The 23,471-nt window shown below is 36.7% G+C and carries 22 protein-coding genes; 21 read left to right on the top strand and 1 reads right to left on the bottom strand.

Annotation, left to right across the window (positions count from 1 at the left end; all coding sequences use genetic code 11):
• Positions 1–66 precede the first annotated feature (66 nt).
• The 21 genes from hrcA (at position 67) to recO (ending at position 20,577) form a co-directional block, all read left to right on the top strand.
• Positions 67–1,104 (top strand): heat-inducible transcriptional repressor HrcA, encoded by a 1,038-nt coding sequence (gene hrcA / locus MKY60_RS12075; protein ID WP_340879981.1) that lies wholly within the window; start codon positions 67–69, stop codon positions 1,102–1,104.
• Positions 1,105–1,119: 15 nt separating this feature from the next.
• Positions 1,120–1,659 (top strand): nucleotide exchange factor GrpE, encoded by a 540-nt coding sequence (gene grpE / locus MKY60_RS12070; protein WP_418939823.1) that lies wholly within the window; start codon positions 1,120–1,122, stop codon positions 1,657–1,659.
• A gap of 41 nt (positions 1,660–1,700) precedes the next feature.
• The gene (dnaK, locus tag MKY60_RS12065) at positions 1,701–3,527 is read left to right on the top strand and encodes a molecular chaperone DnaK (RefSeq protein ID WP_340879979.1); all 1,827 of its coding nucleotides are present in this window, start codon (positions 1,701–1,703) and stop codon (positions 3,525–3,527) included.
• A 229-nt stretch (positions 3,528–3,756) separates the two neighbouring features.
• The gene (dnaJ, locus tag MKY60_RS12060) at positions 3,757–4,881 is read left to right on the top strand and encodes a molecular chaperone DnaJ (RefSeq protein WP_093496122.1); all 1,125 of its coding nucleotides are present in this window, start codon (positions 3,757–3,759) and stop codon (positions 4,879–4,881) included.
• A gap of 14 nt (positions 4,882–4,895) precedes the next feature.
• On the top strand, positions 4,896–5,840 hold the full coding sequence (gene prmA / locus MKY60_RS12055) for a 50S ribosomal protein L11 methyltransferase (RefSeq protein WP_090563842.1): 945 nt from the start codon (positions 4,896–4,898) through the stop codon (positions 5,838–5,840).
• Between the two features lie 11 nt (positions 5,841–5,851).
• Positions 5,852–6,592 carry a 16S rRNA (uracil(1498)-N(3))-methyltransferase gene (locus MKY60_RS12050; protein WP_093496120.1) on the top strand — a complete coding sequence of 247 codons (741 nt, stop codon included), beginning with the start codon at positions 5,852–5,854 and terminating at the stop codon, positions 6,590–6,592.
• A gap of 15 nt (positions 6,593–6,607) precedes the next feature.
• Entirely contained in the window at positions 6,608–7,948 is a 1,341-nt protein-coding gene (gene mtaB, locus MKY60_RS12045; RefSeq protein ID WP_340929986.1) for a tRNA (N(6)-L-threonylcarbamoyladenosine(37)-C(2))-methylthiotransferase MtaB, read from the top strand.
• Positions 7,949–8,659: 711 nt separating this feature from the next.
• Positions 8,660–9,331: a deoxyribose-phosphate aldolase gene (deoC, locus tag MKY60_RS12040; RefSeq protein ID WP_340929985.1), complete on the top strand. Its 672-nt coding sequence runs from the start codon at positions 8,660–8,662 to the stop codon at positions 9,329–9,331.
• A 293-nt stretch (positions 9,332–9,624) separates the two neighbouring features.
• Positions 9,625–9,798: a 30S ribosomal protein S21 gene (gene rpsU / locus MKY60_RS12035; protein ID WP_016426884.1), complete on the top strand. Its 174-nt coding sequence runs from the start codon at positions 9,625–9,627 to the stop codon at positions 9,796–9,798.
• 314 nt (positions 9,799–10,112) lie between these two features.
• Complete coding sequence (locus tag MKY60_RS12030; protein WP_340931094.1) at positions 10,113–11,387, top strand: NfeD family protein; 1,275 nt, start codon at positions 10,113–10,115, stop codon at positions 11,385–11,387.
• A complete protein-coding gene (gene floA / locus MKY60_RS12025; RefSeq protein ID WP_090563835.1) occupies positions 11,384–12,382 on the top strand; it encodes a flotillin-like protein FloA in 999 nt (332 codons plus the stop codon). The genes MKY60_RS12030 and floA overlap by 4 nt, the downstream gene beginning before the upstream one ends.
• A 22-nt stretch (positions 12,383–12,404) precedes the next feature.
• The gene (locus tag MKY60_RS12020) at positions 12,405–12,833 is read left to right on the top strand and encodes a hypothetical protein (RefSeq protein WP_340929984.1); all 429 of its coding nucleotides are present in this window, start codon (positions 12,405–12,407) and stop codon (positions 12,831–12,833) included.
• A 51-nt stretch (positions 12,834–12,884) separates the two neighbouring features.
• Positions 12,885–13,127, top strand: coding sequence for a hypothetical protein (locus MKY60_RS12015; protein ID WP_090563831.1), 243 nt, complete (start codon positions 12,885–12,887; stop codon positions 13,125–13,127).
• Positions 13,124–14,230, top strand: a complete 1,107-nt coding sequence (locus tag MKY60_RS12010) for a sporulation protein YqfD (protein ID WP_090563829.1) — start codon at positions 13,124–13,126, stop codon at positions 14,228–14,230. The genes MKY60_RS12015 and MKY60_RS12010 overlap by 4 nt, the downstream gene beginning before the upstream one ends.
• Positions 14,227–15,180, top strand: coding sequence for a PhoH family protein (locus MKY60_RS12005; RefSeq protein WP_340929981.1), 954 nt, complete (start codon positions 14,227–14,229; stop codon positions 15,178–15,180). The genes MKY60_RS12010 and MKY60_RS12005 overlap by 4 nt, the downstream gene beginning before the upstream one ends.
• A 303-nt stretch (positions 15,181–15,483) precedes the next feature.
• Positions 15,484–17,586: an HD family phosphohydrolase gene (locus tag MKY60_RS12000; RefSeq protein ID WP_090563826.1), complete on the top strand. Its 2,103-nt coding sequence runs from the start codon at positions 15,484–15,486 to the stop codon at positions 17,584–17,586.
• Between the two features lie 20 nt (positions 17,587–17,606).
• Positions 17,607–18,092, top strand: coding sequence for an rRNA maturation RNase YbeY (gene ybeY / locus MKY60_RS11995; protein ID WP_090563824.1), 486 nt, complete (start codon positions 17,607–17,609; stop codon positions 18,090–18,092).
• Positions 18,079–18,444, top strand: coding sequence for a diacylglycerol kinase family protein (locus tag MKY60_RS11990; protein WP_093496114.1), 366 nt, complete (start codon positions 18,079–18,081; stop codon positions 18,442–18,444). Before ybeY ends, MKY60_RS11990 begins: the two co-directional genes overlap by 14 nt.
• A 23-nt stretch (positions 18,445–18,467) precedes the next feature.
• The gene (locus MKY60_RS11985) at positions 18,468–18,866 is read left to right on the top strand and encodes a cytidine deaminase (protein ID WP_445678006.1); all 399 of its coding nucleotides are present in this window, start codon (positions 18,468–18,470) and stop codon (positions 18,864–18,866) included.
• On the top strand, positions 18,850–19,770 hold the full coding sequence (era, locus tag MKY60_RS11980; protein ID WP_090563818.1) for a GTPase Era: 921 nt from the start codon (positions 18,850–18,852) through the stop codon (positions 19,768–19,770). The genes MKY60_RS11985 and era overlap by 17 nt, the downstream gene beginning before the upstream one ends.
• Before the next feature lie 18 nt (positions 19,771–19,788).
• On the top strand, positions 19,789–20,577 hold the full coding sequence (recO, locus tag MKY60_RS11975) for a DNA repair protein RecO (RefSeq protein WP_090563815.1): 789 nt from the start codon (positions 19,789–19,791) through the stop codon (positions 20,575–20,577).
• Between the two features lie 1,209 nt (positions 20,578–21,786).
• Here recO and MKY60_RS11970 read toward each other — a convergent pair.
• On the bottom strand, positions 21,787–23,169 hold the full coding sequence (locus MKY60_RS11970) for a glycine--tRNA ligase (protein WP_241599994.1): 1,383 nt from the start codon (positions 23,167–23,169) through the stop codon (positions 21,787–21,789).
• Positions 23,170–23,471: the final 302 nt, after the last annotated feature.

Here is a 23,471-nt window from a genome sequence, read left to right as displayed (position 1 = left end):
AGATTTGATAAGTTTTATATGAGTATTAGCACTCTCTTTGAGTGAGTGCTAACAGAGGTGATAATCATGCTAACAAACAGGCAATTATTAATATTGCAAGTAACGGTAGATGATTTTATCGAAACCGCTCAACCAGTTGGATCTCGTCAGCTTTCGAAAAAGGAGGAAGTACCATTTAGTCCTGCTACTATTCGAAACGAAATGGCAGATTTAGAAGAAATGGGCTTTTTAGAAAAAACGCATACTTCGTCTGGTCGCGTGCCTTCACAAAAAGGCTACCGTTATTATGTCGATAATATGTTAACTCCACAAAGAATTTCGCAAAATGAGATAAAACAAATTCGTTCTATTTTTGAAGAACGAAAGGTGGAGACGGAGCAAATAATTCGTAAATCCGCTGAAATAATATCGGAACTAACGAATTATACCTCTATTATGTTAGGTTTAGATGTGAGGAAACATCGTGTTAAACGTTTTTCCATTGTACCACTATCAAGCGATTCTGCAGTAGCTATAATTGTTACTGACAGTGGTCATGTAGAAAATCGTATATTTTCTATTCCTGAAAATTTTCATGCATCAGATATCGAACGTATGATCAATTTGATCAACGAACGGTTGGTTGGCGTATATTTGCATGAGCTACCTGCAATGCTTGAGACAGTCACCACGACAGTTTTGCATCAAAACAACGGTCGTCTAAATCATCTTTTTGGATCGCTTAACCAAGCATTGACTATTGAGCATGAAGACAAAGTGTATTATGGTGGTAAGCTGCAAATATTAAACCAACCAGAATTCAATGATGTAGAAAAAGCACGAAGTATTATGAATTGGATGGATCATGTAAACCAAATTCCAGATATTTTTCATTTAGATAAAAAAGGCATTCAAATTAGGATTGGCTCAGAAAATAATGACCTTGCCATGGAAGGTTGTAGTGTTATTACTGCATCATATGGCATCGGTAAAGAACAGATGGGTTCGATTGCAATTATTGGTCCAACCCGGATGGACTATCGGAGAGTCGTATCATTGCTAGATATTATGAGTGGTGATTTATCTAGAGAATTATCTAGGATATTACATGGACATCATGGATAAGGAGAGTTGCATACCGTGTCGGAAATCAAAGATGAAAAATTAGAAGAGCAAGAAGTAGAAAATACCTCTGAAGAGCCTGAACAGGTTGAAGAAGTAGTTGAAGAAGTAGACGAACTAACACTTGCTAAACAGCAAGTAGAAGAAGAACAAGATAAACTAATTCGATTGAGAGCAGACTTCGAGAATTATAAACGTCGAGTACAGTTAGATAAAGCATCTGATCACAAATACAGAGCACAATCTGTTTTAATGGATATATTACCAGTGCTTGATAACTTTGAAAGAGCTCTTGCAGTTGAAACAACTTCAGAGGAAGCAACTTCATTAGTTAAAGGAGTGGATATGGTTTACCGCACTTTACTAGAGGCTGTTAAAAAAGAAGGTTTGGAACAAATTGAAGCAGAAGGTGTTGCATTTGACCCGAACTTCCACCAAGCAGTTATGCAAGAACAAGATGACTCAAAAGAATCAGGAATTGTGCTTCAAGAGTTGCAAAAAGGGTACAAGTTAAAAGATCGCGTATTAAGACCTTCAATGGTCAAAGTAAATGAATAAATGATATAAATATTCCAGTTATTTATTAGGAGGAAAACTAAATGTCTAAAATTATTGGTATTGACTTAGGAACAACAAACTCATGTGTATCTGTATTAGAAGGTGGAGAACCAAAAGTAATTCCGAATCCAGAAGGTAATCGTACTACTCCATCAGTAGTTGCCTTTAAAAATGGCGAAAAACAAGTAGGGGAAGTTGCAAAACGTCAATCTATTACAAATGCTAATACAATTGCATCTGTTAAGCGTTTAATGGGTACAAACGAAAAAGTTAGCGCTGAAGGAAAAGAATATACACCACAAGAAGTTTCAGCAATGATTCTTCAATACTTAAAAGGTTTTGCAGAAGAATACTTAGGTGAAAAAGTAACGAAAGCAGTAATTACAGTTCCTGCTTACTTTAATGATGCAGAACGTCAAGCTACTAAAGATGCTGGTCGTATCGCTGGTCTTGAAGTAGAACGTATTATCAACGAACCAACTGCTGCTGCACTTGCATATGGTTTAGATAAAATGGACCACGATGAAAAAATTCTAGTTTATGATCTTGGTGGAGGTACATTTGACGTATCTATCCTTGAACTAGGAGATGGCGTATTTGAAGTACTAGCAACTGCTGGTGATAACCGTCTTGGTGGAGATGACTTTGACCAAGTATTAATGGATTATTTAGTACAAGAATTCAAAAAAGAAAATGGTATCGACTTATCTAAAGATAAGATGGCAGTTCAACGTCTAAAGGATGCTGCTGAAAAAGCGAAAAAAGATTTGTCTGGTGTAACATCAACTCAAATCTCACTTCCGTTCATCACTGCAGGAGAAGCTGGACCACTTCACTTAGAAGTTACAATGACTCGTGCAAAATTTGACGATTTAACTGCTTCATTAGTTGAACGTACAATGGTACCTACTCGTCAAGCGATGAAAGATGCTGGATTATCTGCTTCTCAAATCGATAAAGTAATCCTTGTTGGTGGATCTACTCGTATCCCAGCAGTACAAGACGCTATTAAAAAAGAAACTGGCAAAGAACCACATAAAGGTGTAAACCCAGATGAAGTAGTAGCTATGGGAGCTGCTGTACAAGGTGGAGTATTAACTGGAGATGTAAAAGACGTTGTACTTCTTGACGTAACACCACTTTCTTTAGGTATTGAAACAATGGGTGGCGTATTTACTAAACTAATTGAACGTAATACAACAATCCCTACTTCAAAATCACAAACATTCTCAACAGCGGCAGATAACCAGCCTGCAGTAGATATTCATGTACTTCAAGGTGAACGCCCGATGTCTGCGGACAATAAAACACTTGGACGCTTCCAGCTAGCGGATATTCCACCAGCACCACGTGGTGTTCCACAAATTGAAGTAACATTTGATATCGATAAAAATGGTATTGTAAATGTTAAAGCAAAAGATCTAGGGACACAAAAAGAACAAAATATCACAATCCAATCTAACTCTTCACTTTCTGACGAAGAAATCGAGCGTATGGTAAAAGAAGCAGAAGCTAATGCAGAAGCGGATAAAGTACGTAAAGAAGAAGCAGAAGTGAAAAATGAAGCGGATCAATTAGTATTCATGACTGAAAAAACATTAAAAGATCTAGAAGATAAAGTATCAGTAGAAGAGAAAAAATCTGCTGAAGATGCAAAAGAAGAGTTAAAAGCTGCTTTAGAAGCTGGAAACTTAGAAGATATCAAAACGAAAAAAGATAAACTAAATGAAATTGTTCAACAGCTTACAATGAAATTGTATGAACAAGCGCAAGCGGATGCTGCAGCTAATGCAGAACAAGCTGGTCCTTCTGATGACGGTGTAGTAGATGCAGAATTTGAAGAAGTAAACGACGATAAAGACAAGTAAGATTGTTTAAGTGTCGGTAAGCAAAAAGTCAAAGACCGGTTCCGGCTTTGGCTTTTCTTACTGTATAGGAAAAATGAATGCTGCGCTAACTTCGAAAAATGAAAGTGCATTGAAGTAGAAATAAACATAAATTAATTTGAATGATTAAATTTTCAAAGTTTTGCTATTAGGAATTTGAACATGGTACAATTATTTCTATGTGCAAGTTAACAGAGCAGGAGAGTGAAAGATGAATAAACGTGATTATTATGAGGTTCTTGGTATTTCTAAGAGCGCAACTCAAGACGAGATAAAAAAAGCATATCGTAAGCTTTCGAAACAATTTCACCCAGATATTAACAAAGAAGCTGGTGCAGAGGATAAGTTTAAAGAAATTTCCGAAGCATATGAAGTACTAAGTGATGAGCAAAAACGTTCATCTTATGATCAGTTTGGTCATGCTGGTCCTAACCAAGGGTTTGGCGGCTTCGGTGGAAGTGCTGATGGATTCGGATTTGAAGATATCTTTAGTTCATTCTTTGGTGGTGGCGGAGGTTCTAGGCGACGTGATCCTAACGCCCCAAGAAAAGGGAATGATCTTCAGTATTCGATGACTATTGAGTTTGAAGAAGCAGTGTTTGGAAAAGAAAAAGAAATTGAAGTTTCTAAAGAAGAAAATTGTGAAACATGTTCTGGATCAGGTGCAAAACCTGGTACAAAACCAGAAAAATGTTCACATTGTAACGGACTTGGTCAAGTGAATGTTACCCAAGATACTCCATTTGGTCGAGTACAAACAAAACGGGCATGTAATCACTGTCAAGGAACAGGTAACATTATTAAAGATAAATGTGCTACTTGTCACGGTAAAGGGACAGTTAATAAACGCAAAAAAATTAAAGTTACAATTCCAGCTGGTGTTGATGATGGTCAACAGCTACGTGTAAGCGGCCAAGGTGAACCTGGAGTAAACGGTGGACCAGCAGGTGATTTATATATCGTCTTCCGTGTAAAAGCAGATCCACGTTTTGAACGCGACGGCGACGATATTTATTACGAATTACCTTTAACATACGCCCAAGCAGCTCTAGGTGATGAAATTGAAGTTCCAACAGTACAAGGTAAAGTAAAACTTAAGATCCCAGCTGGAACTCAATCGCAAGCGAATTTCCGTTTAAAAGGAAAGGGTATAAAAAATGTTCATGGCTATGGTGTTGGAGATCAGCATGTAATAGTTAAAGTGGTTACTCCGAAAAAGTTAACAGAAAAACAAAAGCAATTATTACGTGAATTTGCTGAAATTAGTGGAGATATTCCAGAAGAGCAAGGCAGTTCATTATTTGATAAGATCAAAAAGACATTAAAAGGCGAATAAAGGAGTTGGCGCAAGTGAAATGGTCTGAACTATCCATCCATACTACAAATGAAGCGGTTGAAGCGGTAAGTAATATTTTGCATGAAGCTGGTGCAAGTGGTGTAGTTATCGAAGACTCGGAAGAATTAGGAAGAGAACGAGAAGATGTATTTGGTGAAATTTACAGCTTAAACCCAAATGATTTTCCGGTAGATGGCGTACGCGTAAAAGCTTATTTAGCTGAAACGAGTTTTTTATTAGAAACAATGGAAGAGATCAAACTTGCTATCAACAATTTAACAAAATTCAATATAGATCTAGGTCATAACGTTATAACAGTTCAAGAAGTCGACGAAGAGGATTGGGCTACTGCTTGGAAAAAGTATTACCATCCTGTTAAAATTTCTAATCGATTTACTATTGTGCCGACTTGGGAAGATTATGAACGGGTGACCACTGACGAATTGATCATCGAACTTGATCCTGGAATGGCGTTTGGAACAGGAACTCATCCAACAACAGTTATGTGTCTTCAAGCATTAGAGAAAACTGTCCAGACAGCATCAAGTGTTATCGATGTAGGAACAGGCTCTGGAGTTCTTTCTATTGGTGCTGCGAAACTAGGAGCTTCTAAGATTCATGCCCTAGATTTAGATGAAGTGGCTGTTAGATCTGCTATTGAAAATATTGCCTTAAACAAAGTAGACGACATTGTTCAAGTAACACATGGCAATCTTTTAGATAATGTGAATGAACAAGCGGACATTGTAGTGGCAAATATATTAGCAGAAATCATCATGACATTTACCGATGATGCATTTACGATTGTAAAAGAAGGTGGATTATTTATTACTTCCGGAATTATAGCGACGAAAAAGGAAGATGTAAAAGATTCTTTACAACAAGCGGGATTTGAAATCGAGGAAGTTATGATGATGGAAGATTGGGTTACAATCATTTCTAGAAAACCTGTTAACTAAAGGAGATTGTCATGCAACGTTATTTTACAAATGAACCTATAAGTGAGAATAATACGGTGACAATTACCGGAGATGACGCGCATCATATGATTCAGGTGATGCGCATGTCACCGGGTGATCAAGTTTTTGTTGTTACAAATAACCAAACGTATACGATGGAAATTATAGAAGGCACTTCAAAATCAGTCCATCTAACAGTAAAAGAAATGTTAGCCAATACCAATGAAATGCCAAAGAAAGTATCACTTGTTTGCGGTCTTCCAAAAGGAGACAAGCTAGAATTGATTACTCAAAAGGCAACGGAACTGGGTATGTATGAATTATTTCCATATGAAGCAAAAAGATCTATCGTAAAATGGGATAAGTCCAAAAACGAGAAGAAGGTAGCGAGATTACAAAAGATTGCGAAGGAAGCAGCTGAGCAATCTCATCGTTCTACTATTCCACAAATACATAATCCAATCTCTTTAAAAGAGTTGGTAGAAATATCTAAAACATTCGATGTAAAATTTGTAGCGGATGAAGAAGATGCAAAAATTCAGGAACGACAAAAGTTTGCTGAACAATTAAAAAAAGTGTATGATAAACAATCGATACTTATCGTATTTGGTCCGGAAGGTGGACTAGATCGAGCAGAGATAAAGCTATTATTAGAAAATGATTTTCAGACAATTGCGCTAGGACCTAGGATTCTTCGAACTGAAACTGCACCGTTATATGCGCTGTCAGCAATTTCTTATGAATTTGAATGAAAGAGGTGTGAGAACTTGTCATCCGTTGCATTCCATACGTTAGGTTGTAAAGTAAATCACTATGAAACTGAAGCTATTTGGCAATTATTTAAAGAAAATGGGTATAGTCGTACTGAATTTGAAAAACAATCAGATGTCTATGTTATAAATACGTGTACTGTAACGAATACTGGAGACAAAAAAAGTCGTCAAGTGATTCGTCGTGCCGTTCGCCAAAACCCAGATGCAGTTATTTGTGTAACTGGTTGTTATGCACAAACCTCTCCTGCAGAAATAATGGCAATACCAGGAGTAGATATTGTCGTGGGAACACAGGAACGCACCAAAATGTTAGATTATATTGAACAGTATAAAACTGAACGTAAACCGATCAATGCTGTAGGAAATATTATGAAAAATCGAGTTTATGAAGAATTAGATGTACCAACTTTCACAGACAGAACTCGTGCATCCTTAAAAATTCAAGAAGGCTGTAATAATTTCTGTACTTTTTGTATTATCCCTTGGGCTCGTGGTCTTATGCGTTCAAGAGATCCAGAAGAAGTAGTTAGACAGGCACAACAATTAGTTGATGCAGGTTATTTGGAAATAGTTCTAACTGGTATCCATACTGGTGGATACGGTGAAGATTTAAAGGATTATAATCTAGCTCAACTATTAAGAGATATTGAAAACAACGTCAAAGGTTTAAAAAGACTTCGCATTAGTTCGATTGAAGCAAGCCAATTATCTGACGAAGTAATCGATGTCTTAAGAGATTCTAAAATTGTAGTAAGACATTTGCATATTCCTATTCAATCTGGTTCAGATACCGTGTTGAAAAGAATGCGTAGAAAATATACTATGGAGTTTTTTGCGAATCGATTAGATCGTTTAAGAGAGGCGTTGCCAGATCTTGCTATTACTTCGGATGTTATTGTTGGCTTCCCAGGTGAAACAGAGGAAGAATTTGTGGAGACGTTTAACTTTATTCGTGACCAAAAATTCTCCGAGCTACATGTATTTCCATACTCTAAACGTACTGGAACACCAGCTGCAAGAATGGATAACCAAGTAGATGAGGAAGTAAAGAATGAACGTGTCCATCGTTTAATCACTTTAAATGATCAATTAGCTGTAGAGTATGCTTCTAAATTTGAAGGCGAAGTACTTGAAATTATTCCTGAAGAATCTTATAAGCTAGATTCAGCATCTAATATGGTAGAAGGTTATTCAGACAATTACTTAAAGGTTGTTATCCCAGGTTCAGAGGATTTAATCGGAAAGTTAGTACGCGTGAAAATCACAAAAGCTGGATATCCATACAATGAAGGACAATTCGTAAGGATACTAGATGAAGTAGCAGAATTAGTATAAAGCTGAAACCGGTGAAATTATTTCACCGGTTTTTTTTGAAGAAAAAGTGTTAATAATTCTCACTTGATTACTGGTTTCTTGATAATTAAACAAATCATACCGCTGAGATTTCCGCAAGCTTTGCTTCAGCCTCCTCGTCGCTTCGAAAACATATGCTCCTGTGATTATTCGTCGGGAAGACATTGGCCAAATAAAGTTCGAGCAATGTCTTTCCTGCGGGTTCTTCAGCTCAAGCTATTTCCGGCTGGAGTCGCCGCCTTGCGCTCCAATCAATTTAGTGAGTAGTTATTAACTATAAGATTGGGCATAATTAGTATTCTAAACATTATGAAATAAAATAGGTGAATAATGCGAGATATCATAATCATTTACTTGCAGAAAGGAAACTTATTACAAATATGCATCTAGTCCAAAATGCAAATGATCCGTAATTTTAGAAAGGTATTTTTTCGAATCAGCAGTCACTAGGATGTGCGCCTTCCAAGCCGCAAGAGCGCGAAGAATGAGATTCAAAAAGGATGAAGAGCGATAGCGACACATCCTAGAAGGCTCATGCGTAGCGTGCGGCAAGCTCACATCCGTCTAGAGAATACCATTATTAATAAATACTTTATCTTGAATTTCTTGCTTAAAAAATGTAATCTACTTGCGCTTTTCATCTTATTAAGAGTATTATTAAGAGGTACGTACATCTTGAAAGGGGAATAACAAATGACTGAAAATATTGCAGCATTAATAGATCATACTTTACTTAAACAAGACGCAACTAAAAACCAAATCGAAAAATTATGTGAGGAAGCTAAAACGTATAATTTTGCATCGGTATGTGTTAACCCTACTTGGGTAAATTTAAGTGCATCGCTACTAAAAGAAAGTCCAGTAAAGGTTTGTACTGTTATCGGATTCCCTTTAGGTGCAAGTACATCAGCAGTTAAAGTGTTTGAAACTACTAATGCTATTGAAAATGGTGCAGATGAAATTGATATGGTATTAAATGTTGGTGCATTGAAAGACCAAGATTATAACTTAGTACAAAAAGATATCGAAGCAGTAGTAACTGCAGCAAAAGACAAGGCAATTGTTAAAGTTATTTTAGAAACTTGTTTATTAACAAATGAAGAAATTATTAAAGCTAGTGAATTATCTAAAGCTGCAGGTGCAGACTTTGTGAAAACATCAACCGGTTTTTCAACTGGAGGAGCAACGATAGAAGCGGTTAAACTAATGCGCGAAACTGTTGGGCCAAACTTAGGAGTGAAAGCTTCTGGTGGTGTTCGAAATCTAGCTGATGTTGAGGCGATGGTTAAAGTGGGAGCGACAAGAATTGGTGCAAGTTCTGGAGTAGAAATTGTAAAAGGATTAGAAAGTAAATCTGATTATTAATTAACTCCTGCTGTATTGCTTGAAGATTTCTAACTGAGCTTTAACCAGAGTTATGAGGGTCTGATAGCTGTTGGCGGATAAGATACCATCAACCTAGGGCAAACATCTTTAGTTATAAAACCTTTCAGATTTGCTGAAGGATTTAATTGAATGAGTTGGAAGTTTTAACATTCAGCTAAATTAAGTTAAATTTATATCAAAGTATTGACCAAGTCTCTACAATACGGTATAATTTTTTAGTACATAACACTTGGTTATGTACTTGACGTGTGTTCGGAGGGAGGGAAAAAGAGATGTCAAAAACTGTCGTTCGTAAAAACGAATCGCTTGAAGATGCTCTTCGCCGCTTCAAACGTACTGTATCTAAAAGTGGTACAATTCAAGAGGTAAGAAAGCGCGAGTTTTATGAAAAACCAAGCGTAAAGCGTAAAAAGAAATCTGAAGCTGCCCGTAAACGTAAATTCTAATAAATTTAAATTTACAAAGCTTCGAAGCTATGGTTTCTAAAACCTGAGCGGAAACGTAAAAAGAAATCAGAAGCTGCACGTTAACGTAAGTGGTATATTATCCCAACCATCCCTACGTTCAAAACACGTACTTTATGATTAAAATTTACAATTATGTAAACCGAGAAAATTTATTTTCTCGGTTTATTTTTATTTTATGAAACTTTTTGATAACTCCATCGTAAATAGGAGTATACATATAGAAGAAAGGAGGTTAAGTGGTGAAATTTTCTCGTTATGCCATTTCTCTTTGTTTGTTAATCCTATCATTTGGAATGATGATCCCTACTTTTACTGCAAATTCTACAGAAGTTTATAAAATACCTGTGTACAAAGAAGTAGAAAAAGGATTATATGCATTTCTGAAACGTTCTATCCATGATGCAGAAGAGGCTGGAGCAGAAGCAATTATTTTAGAAATCAATACCCCTGGTGGCTTTGTAGATTCTGCAGAAGATATTGCTAATTTATTGGACTCGACATCCATTCGTACAATTTCATATATTAATTCAGAAGCATTATCTGCAGGAGCATATTTAGCGCTTCATACGGATGAAATTTATATGTCGCCGAGTGGAACAATCGGTGCAGCTGCAGTTATTGACAGTAGTGGAAACACTGCTGATGAAAAGGCGAACAGTGCGTGGAAGGCTAAAATGAAAAATGCTGCTGAGTTAGCAGGAAAAAATCCTTTATTTGCTCAAGCAATGGCAGACGATTCAATTGACTTACCTGAATACAGAGCACCTATTGGCAAATTATTGACTCTTACTTCAGCAGAGGCTTTAGAAGTAGAATATTCTAAAGGAACAGTTAGTTCATTTGATGAACTACTTCAAGCAACTAACCTTGTTGGAGCAAAAGTGATAGAAACAGAAGAGACCTTTATGGAATCCCTTGCTCGTTTTATAACAAATCCAATTGTAGTACCAATTTTATTGTCTATAGCAAGTTTGGGTTTAATCGTCGAGCTTTATTCACCTGGGTTTGGTGTTGCAGGTACTATGGGACTTATCTCGTTAGTTCTTTTCTTTTTTGGACATTTAGTTGCAGGTCTGGCTGGGTATGAAACAATAATTATTTTTGTTATTGGAGTCTTACTTATTATTGGAGAGTTCTTCCTGCCCGGAGGAATTAGTGGTATATTAGGGGCGGCAGCTATTATTGCTAGTATAATATTAGCTGGTGGCGATATTGAGCAAATGATTATCGCTGTTATTATTGCTTTATCAGTAGCTATAGTGGGAATGGTGATTATTATGAAGTTCTTTGGTAAGGAATTAAAAGTGTTGAATAAAGTGATTTTGTCGGATGCGACTACAACAGAAAAAGGATATGTTTCCAATAAAAATCGAGTGGAACTAGTCGGAAAAGTTGCTGTAACTATGACACCACTTAGACCTGCTGGAACTATACGTATCGATAATGAAAGAATTGATGCAGTTTCAGATGGAAGTTTTATAGGAAAAGACAAACATGTTAAAATTATTAAAGTAGAAGGCTCTCGTATAGTTGTACGAGAAGCAGTAGAAGGGGAGGCAACAGAATGATTACAGGTTCAACAATTACTTTAATCGTCGTTATCGTACTTGCATTTATAGTACTTTCAGTATTTTTCACATTTTTCCCAATTACGCTATGGATTTCCGCACTAGCAGCAGGGGTAAAAATTAGTATATTTACATTAGTAGGGATGAGGTTACGTCGAGTTATTCCTTCTCGGATCGTTAATCCGTTGATCAAAGCACATAAAGCAGGACTTGAAGTTGCTATTAACCAATTGGAAAGTCATTACTTGGCTGGTGGTAATGTAGACCGTGTTGTTAACGCATTAATTGCTGCACACCGTGCTAATATCGAACTAACATTTGAAAGAGCAGCAGCAATCGATCTTGCTGGTCGTGACGTTTTAGAAGCGGTTCAGATGTCCGTAAATCCTAAAGTTATTGAAACACCATTCATTGCAGGTGTTGCGATGAATGGGATTGAAGTTAAAGCTAAAGCACGTATTACAGTTCGTGCTAATATTGACCGATTAGTCGGTGGTGCTGGTGAAGAAACAATTGTAGCCCGAGTAGGGGAAGGGATCATTTCAACAATTGGTTCTAGTGTAAGTCATGAACGAGTATTAGAAAATCCAGATTTAATTTCTCAAACAGTTTTAGGGAAAGGATTAGATTCCGGAACTGCATTTGAAATTCTATCGATTGATATTGCGGATGTTGATATCGGTAAAAACATCGGAGCAGAATTACAAACAGAGCAAGCAGAGGCAGATAAGAAAATTGCCCAGGCAAAAGCAGAAGAACGTCGTGCAATGGCTGTAGCATCTGAACAAGAGATGAAAGCAAAAGTTGTAGAGATGCGTTCGAAAGTTGTAGAAGCGGAAGCGGCTGTTCCATTAGCAATGGCTGAAGCACTTCGTGATGGTAATATCGGTGTTATGGATTACATGAATTATAATAATATCAAAGCAGATACTGGTATGAGAGATTCTATTAGTAAGGTCGGCGGAGATAAACCTTCAACCGACGAGCTAAAATAATAGCGGAAAGGAGCCGATCTCCTTGGAAGCTTTCATTCCTATAATCATCGCAGCGATTTTTAGTCTTTTTTTCAAAAATAATAAAGAATCCGACAAAAAATCTGTTGAAAAACCAGTAAATAGCACCCCAATGCGTAAAACTGTTTCAGAAAATCCATTTAAAGAATTAGGTGATTTTGCTAAACAGTTTACGAGTGAAAGACAGCAGGAGGTGAAAACTAAGCCTCCTATAGTAAAAGAAGTACCTGTAAAAGTAGAAAAAATGGAGCGGGAAGTTAAACGTGATCAAGGAGTAGCTAGGAGCTCAGGTAGATTAAGTACACACCAGAAAAATGTACCTGTAACTATACCTACTCCAGTAGTTGACAGTTTAATACCTAGTAGTCAGGACGACTTAATCAAAGGAATAATTTTTTCTGAAATACTTGCCCCACCAAAATCCAAAAGATAACTCATGAACACCCCTTTACATGCATAAATTCATGTAAAGGGGTGTTTTTTTGTGAAGCAATTATTTCCACTCCACGCGAGTATTATGGTAGATAGCTTTGATGATATTATATTGGATTATGAATTTTCATTAGTTCGTTTAAAAGAAAACAGTATAGTCTGTACGTATGACCACTTTCTTTTAGAAATTCATGCCGAAAGCTTGCACATAAAATCCATGTCTAGCGATAGGCTGCATCTTCATGTGCACAATCTTCAGTTTTTTAATCTAACTAGGAAGGAAAAAACGGTATGAGGCGACTTATTAAAATACAAGCACCAATTACTACAGACCAATTTACTCTCTATAAAAGTTTAAAGGAACAAAATATCGAAGTGTACCAGCTTCATACAAACGAGAATCATGTAAACTTTTCTATTCAAGCAAAAGATTTGAAAGCATTTCGGAAAGTAAGAAAAAAACTAAAGCTCTCGATAAATCTAGAAAATGAACTAAAAGAGAGTACTATCTCTATTTACTCAGCATCAGTAATAGGGGTCTTCTTTTTTTTAATAATCCCAGTATTATTAGCTCAATTTATCTGGTCTATTCAAATTGATTCAGATTCTCCTGAAAGTAATATTTTGTTGACTGAACAATTAAAAGAAATGGGCATTAAAACAAGAATGATTGCATCTAAACTGCCAGAGGAGCAAGAAATACGTCAAAATATATTACTAGAACATAAAGAGTATTCTTGGGTTCATTTTTCAAAATCTGGTTCTACCTTTACAGTGTCTCCGATGCTAGCACCTCCGCAAACAGAAAAAGAGCTTAAGGATGCACCGGCTGTCAATCTAATAGCAAAGAGAAGTGGAGTAATAACAGATTTTACACTAACAAAAGGTGTGCGAGCAGTTGAAAAAAACATTGCTGTGAAAAAAGGAGATGTCCTAGTAAATGGGTTTGTAACCCAAGGGAACAAAAGGATTATTACGAGTGCAGAAGGAAAAGTGTATGCCAACTATTGGATAGAGTTATCATTTGAACTTCCAACACAGGTTGCTGTCATTAATCCGAACTCAACAGAATTGGTAATCCAAAAAAAAGTGGGCGATAAACAGATGTTTTGGAAGGAAATACAGCTACCTGCTTTTATCCAAAAATACGTTCAGGCAGGCTATGTACAAAAGAAACATCAAATAACCTATTCCCTGACTGAGGAATCCATTGAACATCTCATACGGCCGCTTCTATTTCAAAAAATTATTAAAGAATTACCAACAGGAACACAATTATTAGAGGATAAAGTTTTACAGGTATCAATACAAGATGATAAAGTAAAAGGGAAGATACTTTTACTAATAAATGAAAATATTGCAATACCACATGTTATACCCCAAGGAGACGAAGCATGAGCGAAACTAAACAATTAGATATTAATTTGCAAGATCCAGCCGAAGCGGTAATGCTGCTTGGCATTTCGGATAAAAATGTAAAACTTATTGAAGCGGAGCTAAAAGTTCAACTCATTACAAGAGGTGAACAAATTCAGATTATTGGTGAAGAACAAAATGTAGAAGACGCTAGACAGCTAATGATACAACTATTAGCAGTAATTCGAAAAGGTATTAATATTAACCTGCGTGATGTTTCTTCTGCAATTGAGATGAGCTTGAATGGTACAATTGAATATTTTTCTAGCTTATACGATGAGGAAATTGCACGAAATACAAAAGGTAAAGCTATTCGAGCTAAAACTATAGGGCAACGAGAGTATATCCAAGGAATAAGACACACTGACCTTACTTTTGGTATTGGACCTGCTGGTACTGGAAAAACGTACTTAGCGGTAGTGATGGCAACACAGGCACTTAAAAATGCACATGTGAAAAAAATCATTTTAACACGTCCAGCAGTCGAGGCGGGAGAAAGCTTAGGTTTTCTACCTGGTGACTTAAAAGAAAAGGTAGACCCATATTTAAGACCGTTATACGATGCGCTACATGATGTGTTGGGTACAGAACAGACAGATCGTCTTATGGAACGAGGGACGATTGAAATTGCACCTTTAGCCTATATGCGTGGTCGTACATTAGATGATGCTTTTGTTATTTTAGATGAAGCTCAAAATACAACAAAAGCTCAAATGAAAATGTTCTTAACGCGATTAGGATTTGGTTCTAAAATGGTAATCACTGGTGACAAAACTCAAATTGACTTACCAAAGGGTGCGGAATCAGGTTTAATCGTTACGGAAAAAATATTAAAAAATGTTGCCGGAATTCATTTTCAATATTTAGAGCAAGGAGATGTAGTCCGTCATCCACTAGTTGCAAAAATTATACAAGCATATGAAGAACAATAATAACCTAAACCCAAAAGAAGCAACGGTCTATGTTTAGACAGTTGCTTCTTTGTTGCATTAGGAAATTATAAAATCTTTGGCAAGAGGATAACTTTTTACAAGTAATTCCCTGTCAAGACTCCAGCGACTAACCCCTCGAATCGCTCTTATGAATAAAGGTTAAAAACGCCTTTATTGCAATTCCTCCAACGATTGTCAGGGCTGAGATAGGCGCTTTCGCTTTTGTTTATTAGGGAAACATTAGTGAATTGTGAAAAAAATAAGGTATAATGGAATAACTAGTTGGTGGGGGGATGAGAATAAATGAAAAATATCCTAATAAAGTGGAGAGAATGGAGAAATCATAAGTATCTCCCTTTCATCGTCATTATTATTACAGCCATATGCCTGTTTTTTTTGTTAATCGGCAATGTAAAGGAAAGTAAGTATGATTTTGAGTTGTTCCAGCTTTCACCTGATACGATAAGAGCAGTTAAAACCATGGAAGACTCCGTTAAAACAGAGGAAGAACGCAAAAAAACGGAGCAGGAAGTTCCAGCTGTTTACCAATTCCAAGACGAGACCGCTGCTAACCAAGCGGCAATAACAGAGTCTATTTTTGATAGTGTATTGCATGTAAAAGAAAATGCAAATGCAGAAGATACAACTGCTACTTTAGTAGACAAGCTAAAAAAAGATATGGAAGAATTGGCAGAGAACGCAAGCTATGTACCACTTAATGACGATATGTTAGTCATACTTTTAAATCAAAATAATATTATTTTGGACGATTCAAAAACGAAGTTATCCGAGCTAGTGGAGACAACATTAAGTGAACCAATTCGAATGGAAAATGTATCTATTTCAAGAGAGAAAATTGGTCAGCAAATAAATAACAATTTTGTTTATTCCCAGGATTATAAAAATGTACTCTCTAGTATTGCAAAAACCTCAATTGTCGCAACAGAGGTGGTAAATGAGAGTTTAACCGAGGAACGAATAGAACAGGCGAAAGCAAGCGTAGAGCCCACTCGCATACTTCAAGGGCAAATACTCGTTCAAAAGGGTGAAATTATTGATAGAGAGGTCTATCGACAACTTGAGTTGCTGGGTATGTTGACGAATAAAGCATCCTATAGACCATATCTGGGAGTAGTTTTATTTGTAGGACTTACGATGTGGGTGTTATTTGGACAAACAATTATTAGGAAAGAGCAAACTATAAACAACTCGAAGAATTTGATTGTTGTAGCTTTCAGTGTCATTTTATCTGTATTAATGATGAAGGTGATACAGTCTGTCGCATATAATTTTGATGTAATTATAGCATTTTTATTTCCTACAGCGATGGTTGCAATGCTTGTTTATTTATTGGTAAATGAACGTGCAGCTTATATTTCTAATTTTGTGTCTGCTGCATATGCAGGTATTATTTTTCAAGAAGGCTATACAAATGTATTTCAAATGGAAGCCTCGTTATACATATTATTTGGTGGAGTTGCAGGTATCTTTGCGATGCAAAGGATGCATACTAATTCACAAATATTGCGCTCCAGTTTAATTGTTTCTTCTATTAATATTGTGTTTATTTTATTTTATTTATTAATGACGAAGGCTTCCTATGAATTTACAGATATTTTATTTTATGTAGGAGCAGCTATGCTGTCTGGGGTACTATCTGGTGCTATGACAATTGGGATACTACCTTTCTTTGAATCTTTCTTTGGCATATTATCTACTATGAGACTCATTGAATTATCCAATCCTAACCATCCTTTGTTGAAGAAAATATTAACCGAGACACCCGGTACTTATCATCACAGTTTAATGGTGGCCAATTTAGCAGAAGCTGCTTGTGAAGCGATTGGAGCTAATGGATTGCTTGCACGAGTTGGTTGTTATTATCATGATATAGGTAAAACAAATCGACCTGGATTTTTTATCGAAAATCAAGTAAACGGTTATAATCCGCATGATAATTTGTCTCCAGAGGCAAGCAGAGATATTATTATTGCACATGCGGTGGATGGAGCGAAGATTTTGCGGAAACATAAATTACCGACAGAAATTGTAGATGTAGCGGCGCAACATCATGGTACAAGTTTGTTGAAATTCTTTTATTTTAAAGAAAAAGAAACAAATAGTAATGTGAAAGAAGAGGATTACCGTTATCCTGGTCCAAAACCTCAAACAAAAGAAATCGCAATTATTTCTGTAGCAGATAGTGTAGAAGCAGCTGTTCGGTCGATGAAAGAACCAGATGCTGATAAGATTCAAAAATTAATACAGTCTATTATTAAAGATAAATTATTAGATGGGCAATTCAATGAATGCGATCTGTCTTTAAAGGAAATAAAGAAAATGGAAGAGAGTTTTTGTACAACTATGAATGGAACATTCCATTCGCGGATTGAATATCCCAAATAATAATGCAAGGAGCTAATAATATGTTAGAACTAGATTTAATGGATGAGACAAACACAGTATCAGAGGAGACCTTAGCTCTTGTAGGAAAGGTATTGCAGTCAGCAGGTGAACAACTTTCTGTTAAAGAAGGCAGTGAGGTTAGTGTAACATTTGTAACGAATGATGCTATCCAAGAAATTAATAAAACTTATCGAAACAAAGATGTGGCAACCGATGTAATCTCCTTTGCAATGGAAGAAATGGGAGAAGGAGAAATAGAAATTATGAACGCAGATATTCCGACGATGTTAGGAGATATTATCATTTCAGTACAACGTGCAACGGAACAAGCGGAATCCTATATGCATTCTTTTGAGCGGGAGTTATGCTTCTTAGCAGTTCATGGTTTTCTACATTTATTAGGGTATGATCATGAAACGGAAGAACAAGAAAAAGAGATGTTTGGTTTACAAGAATCTATTCTACAAGCTTTTGGGTTGAAACGTGAAGGCCATGAACTTTCGTAAATTTTTTCGTTCCTTTATATATGCTGCAAATGGAATTTGCCATGTTTTAAAAAGTGAACAAAATTTTCGATTTCATGTATTTGCAGCAATAGTTGTTACGATAGTTGGAATGTTGACAGGTTTATCGCAAATAGAATGGATAATCATTGTTCTATCGATTTTTGGTATGTTCATGATAGAATTAGTAAATGCGTCCATAGAACGTATCGTCGATTTGGTAACTCCGGAATTACACCCGTTAGCTAAACAGGCTAAAGATTTAGCAGCGGGAGCATGTTTAATATATGCTATTTGTACTGTAATTGTTGGTTTAATCATATTTATCCCGAAATGGTCGGGTATCATATTATAGAGGTGAGTCATTTGAATAAAGAAATGTTACTAGAAGCATCCATTACAGCAAGAGAGAAAGCGTATGTCCCATATTCGAAATTTCCAGTAGGGGCAGCACTTTTAACAAAAGACGGCGAAGTGATTCTTGGCTGCAATATTGAAAATGCATCATTTGGGTTAACGAATTGTGCAGAACGCACTGCAATTTTTAAGGCAGTGTCAGAAGGGAAAAAAGAGTTCACTGCAATTGCTGTTTCAGGCGATACAGAAGGACCTATTTCTCCTTGTGGTGCTTGTAGACAAGTATTAGTGGAGTTTTGTGATAAGGATATGCCTGTTTATTTAACAAACTTAAAGGGAAATGTATTAGAAACAACGGTTGCAGATTTATTGCCTGGGGCCTTTACAACGGAGGATATGGATTATGCTGCAAAACAATGAGAATTATAAATCAGGATTTATATCGATAATAGGTCGACCAAATGTAGGGAAGTCTACATTTTTAAATCGAGTAATAGGACAAAAAATTGCTATTATGAGCGATAAACCTCAAACTACTCGTAACAAAGTACAAGGTGTTCTAACTTTGGAAAATAGTCAAATGATTTTCATCGATACACCTGGGATTCATATACCCAAACATAAGCTTGGGGACTTTATGCTTAAAGTTGCTAAAAATACACTACGTGAAGTAGATGTAATTATGTTCATGGTAAACGCAGTGGAACCAAGAGGGAAGATTGATGAGTACATCATGGAAATGCTTGAAAAAAATGAAACACCGGTATTTCTAGTAATTAATAAAATTGACCAAGTTCATCCCGAAAAATTAGTCGATATTATTGAATCCTATACAAAGAAATATGACTTTGCAGAAATCCTTCCAATTTCTGCTTTACAAGGTAATAACGTTGATAAATTACTTGAAACAATTCAGTCGTATTTACCACAGGGACCACAGTACTATCCTGCCGATCAGGTAACGGATCACCCAGAAAGATTTATTATTTCTGAGCTAATTCGTGAAAAGGTTTTACATTTGACGAGGGAAGAAATTCCACATTCGATAGCAGTTGTAATAGATAAAATTAAAAAAGAAGAAGATACGGAAAAAGATATGATTCGTGTTTCTGCAACAATCGTAGTGGAAAGAGATTCCCAAAAAGGTATAGTCATCGGTAAAAAAGGTGCCTTACTTAAAGAGGTAGGGACAAGAGCACGTAAAGATATCGAAATGCTTTTAGGAACAAATGTATACTTAGAGCTATGGGTAAAGGTACAAAAGGATTGGCGAAATAAATCAGCTCATTTGAAAGATTATGGTTTTAGAGACGACGAGTATTAAAGAAAGAAGGTGAGGCAATTGCTACAAAAAGTAGAGGGTATTGTCTTACGAGCTTCTTCTTATGGAGAATCTAATAAAATCGTTACCATTTTTTCACGTGAATTGGGGAAGCGAGCAGCTATGGCTCGGGGGGCAAAAAAACCAACTAGCCGTTTAGCTTCTATTTCTCAGCCTTTTACGTATGGCTATTTTTTGATACAGCAAGGAAGAGGAATGGGGACTTTGCAGCAAGGTGAAATTATTGACTCTATGAGATCTGTTCGAGAAGATATATTTGCTACTGCATACGCAAGTTTTATAATGGAATTAGTGGACAAATTAATTGATGATGAAGCACCTAAGCCTCAGTTATTTGAAATATTACAACAGGCATTACATGCTATATCAGAAGAATATGATCCAGAGGCAATTAGTTTGTTTGTGGAATGGAAGCTTCTTCCGACAGCAGGTATCTATCCAACCCTTCATCAATGTACCAATTGCGGAGCAACAGATGGAGAATTTGCTTTTTCTTTTTCACAAATAGGATTTCTTTGCCATCGATGTTTTTCGATTGACCCGTATATCATCAGACTCTCTCCTTCTCAAGTGAAGCTTATTCGGACCTTTTATACAGTTCCCATTGATCAAGTAGGTAAGCTGACACTCAAAAAAGAGACAAAAGGTTTTATTAAAAAAATTGTCCGAACGATTTATAGCGAACAAGTCGGAATACGATTAAAGTCGCAACACTTTTTAGATCAAATGGAGAAAACCCCAGAGTTTTTCACACCGCGTAAAGAAGATCCAAGTCCCGAAGAAGACTAATTCTTTGGACTTGGATTTTTTTGTTGTACTAAAAAAGCAATAGGTGTATCAGAGGAGAATTGACACTAAGATTTCCGTTTCACGCGGACGCTTTCCGCGGGCGAGACCGAGCCTCCTCGTTCGCTACGCTCCCTGTGGGGTCTCGACTTTCTCGCTGTTCCCGCTGGAGTCGCCGAGTTACACTACAATCAATAGGCAAGTAAATTTAAACTTTAGGATTTATCGAGATAATTATTAAAGGAATGATGATTGCAGAAGGTATTTTTAAGTGATAGTAATACTGTGATTTCCGTTTCACGCGGACGCTTTCCGCGGGCGAGGCCGAGCCTCCTCGTTCGCTACGCTCTCTGTGGGGTCTCGACTTTCTCGCTGTTCCCGCTGGAGTCGCCGAGTTACACTTCCATCAATAGACGAGTAAATTTAAACTTTAAGATTTATCGAGATAATTATTAAAGGGATGATGATTGCAGAAGGTATTTTTAAGTGATAGTAATACTGTGATTTCCGTTTCACGCGGACGCTTTCCGCGGGCGAGGCCGAGCCTCCTCGTTCGCTACGCTCCCTGTGGGGTCTCGACTTTCTCGCGTTCCCGCTGGAGTCGCCGCGTTACACTACAATCAATAGGCGAGTTAATCTCAACTTTAAGATAGAGCAAAGTAAGTGTTTTAAGTACTATGAAATAAATCAAAAGTTATGCAACACAAAATAGATGAATAAATCATAGCTTAAGCAGCAGCAAACAGACGTGTAGAAGGCATCTCTTAATTGACAGTTACTTGCTTTGAATCGGTGAATACTTGCGTTCATGTGGATTTTACTTGCGCTGCCAAACAGGTTACTTGCGATTATTAGTTAGTTAGTTGCGCTTAGAGATGATTTACTTGCGGAATGGAAAACTTGACCATTAATTTTAAAGGTTTTATATATTTCAAATGCATTATCGTGTCATTTTAGAATGTGATTTCTGAATTACTACTGATAGCTAGGATGTGAGCTTTCCAAGTCGCATGAGCGCGAAGAATGAGACTTCAAAAAGGATGAAGGAGCGTCAGCGACCATCCTTGAGGGTTCATGCGTAGTGTGCAGCAGCATCTACATGTATTCATTACTCGTTTTTAAATTGGCAAAGCAAAACGCAAGAATATTGTTCAAGGTGGCGAACAACATTCTTGCGTTTATTTTTAACAATCACTCAATAGTGACTTAATATCAAAATTGCAAATGATTTTCGATGTATTCTTTTACATCTGCAATTGGCATTCTAGTTTGTTCCATCGAATCACGGTGACGTACAGTAACTTGGCCATCTGTTTCTGAATCGAAATCATATGTGATGCAGAAAGGAGTACCGATTTCATCTTGTCGACGGTAACGTTTACCAATAGATTGGGATTCATCATACTCCACCATGAAGTGCTTGCTTAAATCTGAAAACAAAGAAGTTGCTCCTTCAGACAATTTTTTAGAAAGTGGTAAAATTGCTGCTTTAACTGGTGCTAATGCAGGGTGGAAGCGTAATACAGTACGTACATCGCCACCTTCTAATTCTTCCTCATCAAATGCTTCACAAAGGAATGCTAATGTTACACGGTCAGCTCCTAGAGAAGGTTCGATACAATACGGTACATAACGTTCGTTTGTTACTGGGTCAATATAATTGAAATCTTCTCCAGAATGCTCCATATGCTGTTTTAAATCAAAATCAGTTCTATCTGCAATACCCCACAGCTCACCCCAACCGAATGGGAATTTATATTCGATATCTGTTGTTGCGTTAGAGTAATGAGAAAGTTCATCTTCTGAATGGTCACGTAAACGAATTGTATCCTCAGACACACCTAGGTTTAATAACCATTCTTTACAATAATTACGCCAGAATTCAAACCATTCCATATCTTCGCCGGGCTTGCAGAAGAATTCTAGTTCCATTTGTTCGAACTCTCTTGTACGGAATGTGAAATTTCCTGGTGTAATTTCGTTACGGAAACTTTTACCTACCTGTGCAATACCGAAAGGCATTTTTTTGCGCATAGAGCGTTGAACGTTTTTATAATTTACGAAAATACCTTGTGCAGTCTCAGGGCGTAAGAAGATTTCATTTGTAGAAGCTTCAGTTACACCTTGGAACGTTTTGAACATTAAGTTGAATTGGCGAATCTCTGTGTAATCAAAAGCACCACATGACGGACAAACAACATTGTGCTCTTTCATGATTTCTTCCATCTTCTCAAATGAAAGGCCGTCTATTACCATTTCAATACCTTTTTTGTCTAGTGCATCTTCAATGATTTTATCTACTCGATGACGAGATTTACATTTCTTACAGTCAATCATTGGATCATTAAAGTTACCTATATGACCAGATGCAACCCAAGTTTTAGGATTCATCAAAATAGCTGCATCTAAACCTACGTTATAAGGTGATTCTTGAACAAATTTTTTCCACCAAGCTTTTTTGACGTTATTTTTTAGTTCCACACCAAGGGGGCCGTAATCCCATGTATTAGCTAAACCACCATAAATTTCAGATCCAGGAAATACAAAACCTCTTTGTTTTGCTAAACTAACTACGTTTTCCATTGTAATTGTCATTTGATAACCTCCATTAAATTTTGTCACTTTATCCCGGAACACAAAAAAACTCGTCTCCGGGCAATAAGTGCCCGGGGACGAGTTATTAACCCGCGGTTCCACCCCGATTGATTGTTAAAAAACAATCCTCTTTAAAAGCATAAGCTCCAAGCTGCCGTTTTCCTACAATGTGGGCTTTCACTGACCCCACTCGCTTAGGATGTAGTACTTATAATGCTCTTCAACGCTCTATCATTTGTTGCTATTGTATCATGAGCAACTTTACTTCGCAATAACCTAGAAAGTAGTATATAATTATTTAG

Source organism: Psychrobacillus sp. FSL K6-1415, assembly GCF_038003185.1.
In the GTDB taxonomy this organism is placed as follows: domain Bacteria; phylum Bacillota; class Bacilli; order Bacillales_A; family Planococcaceae; genus Psychrobacillus; species Psychrobacillus psychrodurans.
This window is presented reverse-complemented; position numbering and strand designations above follow the sequence as displayed.